This is a genomic window from Micromonospora sp. NPDC005197 (assembly GCF_040608295.1).
Taxonomy (GTDB): domain Bacteria; phylum Actinomycetota; class Actinomycetes; order Mycobacteriales; family Micromonosporaceae; genus Micromonospora.
Genome location: NZ_JBEXHY010000071.1, coordinates 18,833 through 29,186, shown reverse-complemented (window position 1 = coordinate 29,186; position 10,354 = coordinate 18,833). Strand labels below are relative to the sequence as shown.

The window sequence follows — 10,354 nt, the reverse complement described above, 5'->3', positions numbered from 1 at the left end:
GGTACGGCCGGCAGCGTCGTCAGCGCCGCGACGGCCGCGGCCACGAACGCCCAGCGCCACCCGGCGGTGAGCGCGATGGTGGGCACCGCCGCGCCGGCCAGCAGGGTGGAGACCGGAATGGCCGCCTGCTTGACACCGAACGACAGCCCCTGCCGGTTCGGGGGCACATGCTGGGCCAGTGCGGCGTTGCTGGCCAGTTGGCCGAGGGCGTTGGCGGCGGCGCTGAGCGCCAGCAGGGCGAGCAGCACCTCGTACGAGCGGGCGACCGCCGCCACGGCCAGCATCGACCCGGAGGCCAGCACGATGCCGCAGCGGGCCACCACGGCCGGCCCGTACCGCTCGACGAGCCGGCCGGAGGGCACCGAGGCCAGCGCGCTCACGCCGAAGTAGACGGACACGGCCAGGCCCAGCCCGGCCGGGGAGAACCCGAGGTCCGCTCCCATCTGCACGGCGAGGCCGCCGAGGAGGAAGACGGGCAGTACGCAGGCCACCGTGGTGGCGACGGCACCGGCACTGGCCCGGATCGGGCGGGTCCGGGCGCGGTCTTCAGCGGGGGTGAGGGCGGTGTTGGTCATCGTCCGGCAAACCTACGCGAGTCAGACTCGGACCACTCCCGGTGACCAGTGGCCTACGAGGAGTGGATGGTGATCTGGCATCCTCGACCCGAACAGGCATTTCGCACCCGGCCTGTTTTTCATATGGTGTAAGTCCCCGGCGGCGGAGGTGGTTGTGCGCGACCCCTTGGCAGAACCCTCGGACCTGATCCGCAGCGTGTCCCGAGCACTGCGGGTGCTCGAGTCGGTCGGTCGCGCTCCGAAGGGCCTGACCGTCAAGCAGATCGCCCGACGGTGCGAGCTGACCGTGGCCACCACCTACCACCTGGTCCGCACGCTCGCGTACGAGGGCTACGTGATCCGTCGGGAGGACGGCACGTACATCGTGGGGCTGGAGGTGGCCGACCGTTACCGCGAGCTGGTGACCGCGTTCCGGGGCCCGCCGGTGGTCGGTGAGACGTTGCGTCGGGCCGCCGTGGACACCGGCTACAGCCACTACCTGGGCCGCTTCGTCGGCGGTCAGGTCGCCATCACGGCGGTGGCCGAGGGGCACCGCTCGCCCTACCTGGAAGACCTGGTCCCCGGCTTCGACGAGGGGGCGCACGCGACCGCCCTCGGCAAGTCCCTGCTCGCCACCCTCACCACCGAGCAGCGTTTCCGTTACCTGCGCGAGTACGGCATGCGCTCGTTCACCACCGCGACGCTGACCACCACCGAGGCGTTCGAGGCCGACCTGGCCGCCGGCGACCGGCGCGGGATGCAGCTGGAGCTGGGGCAGTTCCGCCAGGGTGTGGCCTGCGCGGCGGTGCTCGTCACGCCGGACAAGGACATGGAACGTCGGGTCGTGCTGGCCTGCGCCCTGCCGGCGAGCGAGATGATGACCTCCGCTCGGGTCGTCCGGGCCAAGCTGCTCACCGTCGCCCGCACGGTCGCCGACGGCATCGCCGCCGACCACTGACCCGCCGGATGCCCAGAGGCCCTCTCCCGGGCTGGGAGAGGGCCTCTCGGGGCGGTCCAGCGCCGAACCGCCGGAGCAACGTCAGCGGCCTGCCGGCCGCGGGAGCACCGTCAGCTGCCCACCGGGCCGCCGTCGAGGCGCCAGGTGACCACCACGCCCGGCTTGGCGTAGTCGCCGTCCGGCCAGTTAGAGGCCGGGTTCTCCACCGACGCGCCGGTGATCTCACCCGGGTGCTGCACGGCGACGAAGACCGAGCGGTTGTCGCCGGTGATGAACGGGCCGCAGGTCTCCGCGCCGAGCGGCACGGTGAGGAACTGCTTGAGGTGACCCTTCTCGGGACCCTCGACGGCGGTGGCGAAGAGGCCGTCGTTGCTGCCCAGCGCGTTGCCGTCGGTGGAGATCCACAGGTTGCCGGTGGCGTCGAAGGCGACGTTGTCCGGGCACGAGATCGGGGAGACCTTGGTCTTGTCGTACCCGGCGAAGAAGGTCGACGGGTCGGTCGGGTCGCCGCAGACGATCGGCAGCGACCAGGCGAAGGTCTCTGAGGTGTTGTCGTTGCGGTCCTCGACCAGCTCCAGGATCTGCCCGTGCTTGTTGGCGTTGCGCGGGTTGGCCTCGTCGGCCGCCGCCTTGCCGGCCTTGCCCCGGTCGGTGTTGTTGGTCAGCGCCACGTAGACCTTGCCGGTGAGCAGGCTCGGCTCGACGTCCTCGGGGCGGTCCATCTTGGTCGCGCCGACCTTGTCGCCGGCGAGCCTGGTGAAGGTCAGCACGTCCGCGGCGGTCATCCCGTCGACGAACGAGCGGTTGCCGCTGACCAGCTTGATCCAGCGACCCCGGCCGTTGAACGCGCCGTCGGCGGGGAGTGTGCCCGAACCGTCGATCTCGCCCGCGCTGGTCTGGTCGAGCTGCGCGACGTAGAGCGTGCCGGACTCCAGCAGCGTGAGGTTGTGCTTGCGGGCGGCCCAGGAGTTGCCCTTCAGGAACTTCTTCTCCGAGACGAACTTGTAGAGGTAGTCGAACCGCTCGTCGTCGCCCATGTACGCGACCACGTGCCCGTCCCTGGCGACGATGACGTTCGCGCCCTCGTGCTTGAAGCGGCCCATCGCGGTGTGCTTGCGCGGGCGGCTCTCCGGGTCGAACGGGTCGATCTCGACGACCCAGCCGAACCGGTGCGCCTCGTTGGGGTGCTTGGCCAGGTCGAAGCGCTCGTCGGCGCGCTCCCACTTACGGCTGCCGCTGGGGTAGCGGGACGCGGTGGTGATGCCGTAGCGGTCCAGCTTCGGCTTGAGGTCGGCCGGAGCGGCGTCCGCGCCGACGAAGTACTGGTTGAAGTTCTCCTCGCCGGAGAGCACCGTCCCCCACGGCGTCACGCCACCGGAGCAGTTGTTGAGCGTGCCGACGACCGTACGGCCCTTGGGGTCGGCCGCGGTCTTCAGCCAGGCCGAGCCGGCGGCCGGGCCGGTCAGGTCGAACTTGGTGCTGAGCGCGGTGACCCGCCGGTTGTACGGCCGGCGGCCGTTGTCCACGGGCTTCCACTGCCCGGTGCCGGCGACCCGCTCCAACTCCACCACGGACATACCGTGCGCGGCCATCGCCGTGCGCAGCTGCTCCACGGAGAGCCCGTCCAGGCCGGGGAAGCCGGGGAACATCAGGTCCTCGTTGGTGTACTCGTGGTTGACCACGAGCAGCGCCCGCCTGCCCTGCTTGTCCAGCGGCAGCACCCCGACGAAGTCGTTGTTGTAGCCGAACTGCTTCGACTGGGCGGCGGCGGTCTGGTGGTGCAGATCGAACTCCGGCGCGCCCGGCAGCACCGGGTCGCCCCACTTGATCACCACGGCGTTGTCGTAGCCGTTCGGCACGACCAGGGTGTCCAGCTTGTTCGGCGGGATCGGCTTGAAGGTCAGCGCGCCGCTGCCGACGCCCGTGGCGGGGCGGCCGAAGCCGAAGCCCTCCGGCACGTCCGGGGTGGCGGGGGCCGCGGCGGCGGGGGCCGCGCCGGCCAGCGCGCCGGCCGCCGCGCCACCGAAGCCGAGGACCAGGGCGCCGACCGCGCCGGCCCGGACGACGCCGCGCCGGGAGACCTCCGCGTTCACCACGTCGCCGAAGTACGCGTTGTCCGACGTGTTCGGGACGGGGTGGTCACAGGCGTTGCCGCAGCGGTACAGACAGGTCATGGCGTCACGGGTGCCATGACGGTTACCGGTCAACAGGGGGAGCAGCCGGGGACGGTCGCTCATCTCAGTGGCCTCCAGGAAAGTCGGTGGCACGACAGGCGGCGTACCAGCCGGACGCTAGGAGGACGTGGTGAGCGGTCGTCGGCCGCAATGTGAACCGGGCGTGAACACCTGCGTGGGGACCAGCGGTCCGACCTCGGGCTGAACCGTTCGGCGTGACCGCACGTATTCCCGAGCGGACACACCGCCGGACGCGCGCCCGGAAGTGAGGAGACCGCCATCAGCGACCATGACGCCCAACTGCTGCGGGCGCTGCACGACGAGCACGCGGAGGCGCTGTACGCACACGCCCTGCGGCTGGTCAACGGCGATCGGCAGCGGGCCGAGGACCTGGTGCAGGAGACGCTGCTGCGGGCCTGGCGGCACCCCGAGTCCCTCGACCCGCGACGCGGCTCCGTACGCGCCTGGCTGTTCACCACCGCCCGTAACCTGGCCATCGACGCCTGGCGGCGACGGTCCACCCGGGTCGGTGAGGTGTTCACCGACGAGCTGCCCGAGCCGCCCGAGGTGGTCGACGAGGCAGAGCGTGCGGTGGAGGCGTGGACCGTCGCCGAGGCGTTGAACCGTCTCAGCCCCACCCACCGCGAAGTGCTTGTCGAATGCTTCTACCAGGGGCGGTCGGTGGCCGAGGCGGCGTCGCGGCTGGGCGTGCCGCCGGGCACGGTGAAGTCGCGCACCCACTACGCCCTGCGCTCACTACGGTTGGTCCTGGCCGAGATGGGGGTGACGGGATGACTCGGTGCGAGTTCGCGCACGACGACGGCGCGTACGTGCTGGGTGCCCTGGCCCCCGCCGAGCGGGCGGCCTACGAGCGGCACCTCGCCGGCTGCGCCTCCTGCCGGGACGCGGTCGCCGAGATCGCCGTCCTGCCCGGACTGCTCGGTCGCCTCGACCCGGCGGGCCTGGAGCAGTTCCTGCCGCCGCCGTCCCCGCCCCGGGTGCCCGCGCTGCTCGAGGAGGCCCGGAGCCGCCGGCGCCGCGAGCGCGCCGCGACCCGTCGCCGGTACGCCCTCACCACGCTGGCCGCCGCCGCGCTCGCCCTCGTGGTGGGTGTCGGCACGGCCGCGGTGCTGCCCCGACCGGTCGCCCCGCCGGTCACCCCGGGGGCACAGGGCACCCGCCCCGCCCCGCAGGTGTCGATGGTCGCCATGCGGCCGGTGGCCACCGCCGGGCCGGTGCACGCCGAGATCGGGTTGGCCGGCAGCAAGTGGGGCACCGAGGTGACCATGCACTGCGGGTACGACGCGCGGACGAGCTACGGCAAGGCGTACCCGTTCCGGCTGGTGGCGCACGGCCCGAACGGCAGCAGCGAGCAGATCGGCTCCTGGCTGGCGGCCCCCGGCGACGACCTCAGCTTCACCGGCGTCACCCGCTTCACCGACGCCGAGCTGGTCAGCGTGGAACTCCAACGATCCGACGGCACCCCCCTGCTGACGTACGCGGTCCCCTAACCCGCGCGCCCCATCGCGGGGGCACGGCCAGGGCGGGGTGGGTCAGGGGGTTGGGACGGGGCTCGGGAGACGAGGGGTGCTGCGGGACTGGCGGGCCTGACGGGCCTGGCGAATAGCGTCGGCGGTGAAGACCACCAGGGCGAGCCAGACCAGTGCGAAGCCGGCGAGGCGGGCCGGCGGCATCGGCTCGTGGAAGATCAGCACGCCGCAGGCGAGCTGGAGGATCGGCGCCAGGTACTGGATCATGCCGAGGCCGGTCAGTGGCAGCCGGTTGGCGGCCCCGGCGAAGAGCAGCAGCGGGATCGCGGTGGCCGCGCCGGCCAGCACCAGCAGCGCGGTGTGCCCGGCCGAGACGTGCCCGAAGGTCAACCCGCCATGCCGGTTCAGCCAGGCGAGATAGCCCAGCGCGGGCAGCGCCAGCACCGCCGACTCGACGAAGAGCCCCTCGGCGGCGGGCAACCCGAGCTGCTTCTTGATCAGGCCGTAGCCGGCGAAGCTGAACGCCAGGCTCAGGGCCAGCCAGGGCAGCCGGCCGTAGTCGACGGCGAGCACCGCGACGGCCGACGCGCCGATGCCCAGCGCCACCCACTGCGCCGGGCGGAGTCGTTCCCGCAGCACCGTCACCCCGAGCAGCACCACCACGAGGGGGTTGATGAAGTAGCCGAGCGCGGTCTCCACCACCCGGTTGGAGCTGACTCCGTAGATGTAGATGCCCCAGTTAATGGCGATCAGCGCGGACGCGGCGACGATCCCGGCGACCGTCCGGCGGCGGCGTAGCAGCGCCCGCAGGAAGCCGATGTTGCGCAGCGCGCCGAGCAGCAGGGCCACGAAGAGCACCGACCAGACGATCCGGTGGGCCAGGACCTCCAGCGGGCCGGTGGGCCGCAGCAGCTTGAAGTAGAGCGGAAAGAAACCCCAGAGCAGGTACGCACCGATGCCGTAGAGGTATCCCAGGCGGAGTGGCGTCACGCCTCCACCGTAAGGGGTGAACCTCCGCTTTGTTCCTTTCCGGTGATCGGAGTCACCGGTGGCCGCCGGTCGAGCTGCATCCACCGCTGGGGAACGTCCAACGGGGTGAAGCCGACCCGCGCGTACACCTCGTGCGCGTCGTTGGTGGCCAGCAGGATCCGGCGTACGCCCAGCTCGGCCAGGTGGTCGCGCACCGCGCCGGCCAGCCAACCACCCAGCCCGAGGCCCCGAAAGGCCCGGTCGACGTACAAATCGCAGAGCCAGGCGAAGGTGGCGCCGTCGGTGACCACCCGGGCCACCGCCACCTGGCGGCCGTCCCCGGGTCGGTAGACGCCGAACGGCAGTGACCCGGCGAACGCCCGCACGACCGTCTCCCGGTCACGCCCCAGCGCCCAGTACGCGTCGGTGGACAGCCAGTGGTGTATCCGGTCCAGGTCGAGCCGGGCGGGATCGGTGCTGATCAGGTGGCCGTCGGCGCGGGTTAGCGAGAACACGCCTGCGAGGCTAGCCAACCCGACCGGCTCGCAGACCCGCCAATTCCCGAACTCTGGTCGCCGCACCGCCCGGCCCATCGGGAGCCGGGCGGTGCGGGTCGGTGGTGGTCGGTCGCCGGTCAGTCCCGGTCGAGAACGGCGCCGAGGATCCAGGTCACGATGCTCACGAACAGGGCGCCGAGCACGGCGGCCGGCCAGAAGCCGTCCACCGAGAACGGCAGCCCGGCCTGGTCGGCGATCCAGCTGGTGAGCAGGAACAGCAGCCCGTTCACCACAAGCGCGATGAGACCCAGGGTGAGCAGGTAGAAGCCGCAGCCGACGGTCTTGATGACCGGCTGGAGCACCGCGTTGACGACACCGAAGATCACCGCCACCAGGATCAGCGTGGTGACCGTCTCCACCGCCGAGGTCGACTCCAGGTCGATGCCCGGAATGAGCAGTGTGGCCAACCAGAAGGCCAGCGCCGTGGTGGCCAGCCGAATCAGCAACCCTTTCAGAAAACCCATGGCCGGGATCGTGCCACGGACCACTCACCGGCGTAACCCGCCAGTTGACCATCCAGGACGACGCGGCCCAGGGCGGGCCCGGCCGCAGCTGGGCTCGGCGCCCCCGTCGGCTCAGCCGCGCGCCGGCCGGCCGATCAGCTGGGCCTCGATCGGGGTGGGGGAGAGCAGCGCCCACCGCAGGGCTCGGCGGTTCACCACCGCCACCATGTCGTCCCGGATCCGGGTGAGCCAGTCGGCCGACCCACCCAGCCCCAGCGCCGCGCCGGCCAGCGCGGCCTCGGCCGCGTGCAGCGGCTGCAGCACCGCCAGGTCGGCGCGGCTCAACGCGTCCACATCGGCCGGGGTCAGCTCGTCGCGCACCACGAGAGTGGCCCGCCACGCCGGACCCGGCTCGGTCTCGGCCGGCGCCGGCCCGGCGTCGACCACCAGCAGCAACGGCTGGAGCGCGGTGCCCACCGAGTCAGCGACCGGTCGGCCCGGCGGGATCAGCGGGATCGTTCCCCCCGGAGCGCCCACACCTCGCACGAACGGCTCCCAGACACGGGGTCGCGCCGTCTGCACCACCACCAGCGCGCCCAGGGCCATCGCCCGCAGCGCCACCAACTGCGCGGCGCGCACCCCGCCCACCAGCATCACCCGGGTGCTCTCCGGCCGGAACAACCGCACGGTGACCGCACCGCCGTGCCGGTTGGTGCCGACCATCATCCCCGCCTCGCCCAGGGTCAGCTCCCAGTCGTCCAGCGCCACCGCCGATTGCCCCCCGGCGCTGGTGAGCGCCACCGGCAGCGTGCCAGCCAGCCCGGTCAGGTGCGCGCCGTCGAGTCTGCGCAGCGTCCCGCCGACGCCGCTGACCAGTCGGCCCAGCGCGTCGACGGCCACGGTCAGCTCGGCGGTCGACGCCGCGGCCAGGCGTACGGCCATCTCGGTAGGCGCCGTCCCGGTGCCGGCGGCCGGCGGTGGCCCCACGCAGAGCGACACCGTCGTCGCGGTCGCCGGCAGCGCGAGCAGCCGGGGCACCAGCCGCCGCGCGGCCGGGGCGCCGGTCTGCGGCCAGTCGACCAGCCGGAACGTGGCCTGGACGAGAGCGCCCGAGCGGAGCAGCGGCCACGACTCCCGCACCGGCTGGCCGTCGTGGTGGGCCAGCTCGCCCAGCACGCGCAGCGCCGCCGGTACGCCGAGCGGCCGGGCGGTAAGCGGCCCGAGTCGGCGGACGATCCGGCGTACCGTGCCGGCGAGCGCCCGACGCAGGGCCTCCTGCGTCCACCCGTCCGCCCGCAGCACCCGGACCGCCAGCACCGCCCGCTCCCGCCCGGCGAGCCGTCCGTCGGTGAGCTGCCGGTACGACGTGCCGACGGTGCCACCCGCCGTCGGGACGGGTGCCGGCGTCCCGCTGAGGAGCAGCTGGATCCGCAGCGGCGGGACGTCCGGACCGGGCGTCGGCAGCAGCGCGGCCGGCGCGGGGATCGCTCGGGACGCGTCGCCCAGCAGGTCGCCGGGATCGCCGAGCTCCAGAAGCGCCACCATGCCGCCGGTGTCCTCCAGCACCGCCGCCGGCCCGCCGGACAGCTCCGTCGAGTGGACCACGGCACCGGGTGCGACCAGGGCGAGCAACTCGGCCGGGCCGGGCTGCTGGCCCAGCACACGGCGCCGGGTCACATGCCCGGCGGCGGTGCCCAGCCACTCGAAGAGCCACCGGCCGCGGACCCGGACGCCGGCGACCGCCACGAGGAGCGCCGCCACCAGCAGCGCGGCGACGGTGACCGGCGTGTCCCGGCCCAGCGCGGCGAGGACGACCGCGACGGCGACCTGCCCGGTGACCAGCTGACCCGCGCGGATCCCCGCGCCGCGTCGGCTGAACGCGGCCCACCGGCCGCCAGATCGTCGATCGAGTATGCGATCCCTGGCTGCCCCCGTGCCGGGGACGCCGAGGGCGGCCGGCGCGGTACTGATGGCTACGGTCGCGGTTGCTCCGGTGTCGACACCCGGCGCGGTGCCGACAGACGTGGTTGTTCCGACGGCGGTGGCGCCCGACCCGGCTGTCGGGGCGCTGGCGGCCGGGACCGGGCCCCAACCGGGCCGGCTCGCCGGCTGCGAGCCTCCGGTGGTGATCGGCGACACCGCGCCTCCTCGACCAGTTGGGACGTGCCGGGCGGCCGACCGCCCCGGGACTGCCCGTCACGCGCCGCGACGTGGCTGCCGCACATCGTAAGCGACCGATGGCTGCCGTGGTTGTCCACAGGGGAGGCGCGTGGGGTAGCAGAACGGCTACCGGGCCGCTACCGTCAGCCACGAAGTTCATCGCTGACCCGCGTCCACCCATGCTCGTCGACCGGGCCACGCGATCGGTGCGCTCCCACGGTGGGCGCACAGCCGGCCAGGCACGACCGAGGAGACGAGGTGATGTTCGGGTGTCCCAGACCCAGGCAGAAGCGGCGGTGATGCGGCAGACCGCCGCGAAGTTCGAGCAGGTGGACCAGTCGTTGCAGTCCATGCTGACCGGCCTGCTGGCCGAGCTGGAGGTGTTGCAGCAGGCCTGGCGCGGTGCCGGTGGGCGGTCGTTCGAGCAGGTCAAGCGGCAGTGGTCAGAGGATCAGGCCGCGTTGCACCGGGCCCTGCGGGAGACCGCCGGGGCCATCCGCACCGCCGGCCGACAGTACGACGTCTCGGACGACGAGGCGGCCAGCCGGGTGGCCGGCACCAACCGCGGCGGCATCCAGCTGCCGCTCTGACCTGCCGGAAGGGGAGTTCCGATGGACCACGGTGTGCTGGTCGTCAACTTCGCCGCGCTGCAACAGGCCGGCGCGGACATTCAACGGGCGCTGAACACACTCGACTCGCAGCTCGGCCAGCTCGAACGCGACGCCGCGCCGCTGGTGTCGGCCTGGGCGGGTGACGCCCGACAGGCGTACGAGCAGCGCCAGGCGCGGTGGCGGTCCGCCTCGCAGGACCTGCAGGCGATGCTGCGCGCCATCAAGGTGGCGGTGGACGACTCCGCGGCCGACTATCTGGACACGGAGAAGAAGAACACCGGGCTGTTCCAGTGACGCCGGTGGGCCGGGAGCGCTGACCATGCCCGCGTCGGCGCCCCGGCCACCCTCCGACGAGGGGCGCCCGCGTGCTGGCCGATCGAGGCGACATCCCGCACGCGGGGCACCGGGGTCGAAGCCCGCCGAGGCGGACCAGAACCG

General features: G+C 73.0%; 11 protein-coding genes. 5 read left to right on the top strand and 6 right to left on the bottom strand.

Annotated features, from left to right (window positions below; all coding sequences use genetic code 11):
* Window positions 1-575 (bottom strand): MFS transporter (locus tag ABZU46_RS21380; protein ID WP_354860438.1); only part of this gene is annotated, 575 nt, incomplete at its 3' end.
* Window positions 576-729: 154 nt separating this feature from the next.
* Here ABZU46_RS21380 and ABZU46_RS21375 point away from each other — a divergent pair.
* Window positions 730-1,512 carry an IclR family transcriptional regulator C-terminal domain-containing protein gene (locus ABZU46_RS21375; protein ID WP_354860437.1) on the top strand — a complete coding sequence of 261 codons (783 nt, stop codon included), beginning with the start codon at window positions 730-732 and terminating at the stop codon, window positions 1,510-1,512.
* A 110-nt stretch (window positions 1,513-1,622) separates the two neighbouring features.
* Here ABZU46_RS21375 and ABZU46_RS21370 read toward each other — a convergent pair whose 3' ends face one another.
* Window positions 1,623-3,749, bottom strand: coding sequence for a PhoX family phosphatase (locus tag ABZU46_RS21370; protein WP_354860436.1), 2,127 nt, complete (start codon window positions 3,747-3,749; stop codon window positions 1,623-1,625).
* 237 nt (window positions 3,750-3,986) lie between these two features.
* Between ABZU46_RS21370 and ABZU46_RS21365 the strand changes: the two genes are divergently transcribed.
* Window positions 3,987-4,481, top strand: coding sequence for a sigma-70 family RNA polymerase sigma factor (locus tag ABZU46_RS21365; RefSeq protein ID WP_234584867.1), 495 nt, complete (start codon window positions 3,987-3,989; stop codon window positions 4,479-4,481).
* Window positions 4,478-5,197: a zf-HC2 domain-containing protein gene (locus ABZU46_RS21360; protein WP_354860435.1), complete on the top strand. Its 720-nt coding sequence runs from the start codon at window positions 4,478-4,480 to the stop codon at window positions 5,195-5,197. The genes ABZU46_RS21365 and ABZU46_RS21360 overlap by 4 nt, the downstream gene beginning before the upstream one ends.
* Window positions 5,198-5,239: 42 nt before the next feature.
* Here ABZU46_RS21360 and rarD read toward each other — a convergent pair whose 3' ends face one another.
* From rarD to eccE, 4 genes are all read right to left on the bottom strand, one after another.
* The gene (gene rarD, locus ABZU46_RS21355) at window positions 5,240-6,166 is read right to left on the bottom strand and encodes an EamA family transporter RarD (RefSeq protein WP_354860433.1); all 927 of its coding nucleotides are present in this window, start codon (window positions 6,164-6,166) and stop codon (window positions 5,240-5,242) included.
* The gene (locus tag ABZU46_RS21350; RefSeq protein ID WP_354860432.1) at window positions 6,163-6,660 is read right to left on the bottom strand and encodes a GNAT family N-acetyltransferase; all 498 of its coding nucleotides are present in this window, start codon (window positions 6,658-6,660) and stop codon (window positions 6,163-6,165) included. Before ABZU46_RS21350 ends, rarD begins: the two co-directional genes overlap by 4 nt.
* A 119-nt stretch (window positions 6,661-6,779) precedes the next feature.
* The gene (locus tag ABZU46_RS21345; protein WP_234584566.1) at window positions 6,780-7,166 is read right to left on the bottom strand and encodes a phage holin family protein; all 387 of its coding nucleotides are present in this window, start codon (window positions 7,164-7,166) and stop codon (window positions 6,780-6,782) included.
* Between the two features lie 111 nt (window positions 7,167-7,277).
* A complete protein-coding gene (gene eccE, locus ABZU46_RS21340) occupies window positions 7,278-9,284 on the bottom strand; it encodes a type VII secretion protein EccE (RefSeq protein ID WP_354860430.1) in 2,007 nt (668 codons plus the stop codon).
* 290 nt (window positions 9,285-9,574) lie between these two features.
* On the opposite strand from eccE, the gene ABZU46_RS21335 reads away from it, so the two are divergent.
* Together ABZU46_RS21335 and ABZU46_RS21330 are read left to right on the top strand one after the other, a co-directional pair.
* Window positions 9,575-9,895: a WXG100 family type VII secretion target gene (locus ABZU46_RS21335; RefSeq protein WP_354860428.1), complete on the top strand. Its 321-nt coding sequence runs from the start codon at window positions 9,575-9,577 to the stop codon at window positions 9,893-9,895.
* Between the two features lie 21 nt (window positions 9,896-9,916).
* Window positions 9,917-10,210 (top strand): WXG100 family type VII secretion target, encoded by a 294-nt coding sequence (locus ABZU46_RS21330; protein WP_354860426.1) that lies wholly within the window; start codon window positions 9,917-9,919, stop codon window positions 10,208-10,210.
* The last annotated feature ends 144 nt before the right edge of the window (window positions 10,211-10,354 follow it).

Coding starts and splice junctions, on each gene's coding strand:
- ABZU46_RS21370 (WP_354860436.1), bottom strand. CDS start 3,749: ATGAGCGACCGTCCCCGGCTGCTCCCCCTGTTGACCGGTAACCGTCAT.
- ABZU46_RS21360 (WP_354860435.1), top strand. CDS start 4,478: ATGACTCGGTGCGAGTTCGCGCACGACGACGGCGCGTACGTGCTGGGT.
- ABZU46_RS21345 (WP_234584566.1), bottom strand. CDS start 7,166: ATGGGTTTTCTGAAAGGGTTGCTGATTCGGCTGGCCACCACGGCGCTG.
- ABZU46_RS21330 (WP_354860426.1), top strand. CDS start 9,917: ATGGACCACGGTGTGCTGGTCGTCAACTTCGCCGCGCTGCAACAGGCC.